This is a genomic window from Bacillus sp. OTU530 (assembly GCF_038440375.1).
Window position 1 is genome coordinate 1 of sequence record NZ_JASATP010000199.1, and the last position, 211, is coordinate 211.

1 tRNA gene is annotated in these 211 nt (G+C 41.2%); it reads right to left on the reverse strand.

Going from position 1 to position 211, the window contains the following annotated elements:
* Positions 1-106: 106 nt before the first annotated feature.
* A tRNA-Tyr gene (locus tag AAHB12_RS31610) sits at positions 107-191 on the reverse strand.
* Positions 192-211 lie beyond the last annotated feature (20 nt).

A 211-nucleotide genomic window follows, 5' to 3' on the forward strand; every position in this document is an offset into this window, starting at 1 on the left:
TTGGTGAAACTTCAATTTATTTCAACACAATAAAAACAGGCACTGTTACATAGCCCATTCCTTGTACATATAATAAACAAGTTTCAAACATTATATTCAAATAAAGTGGTGGAGGGGGACGGATTCGAACCGCCGAACCCTGAGGGAGCGGATTTACAGTCCGCCGCGTTTAGCCACTTCGCTACCCCTCCGATATAAATATAGGAAGAAA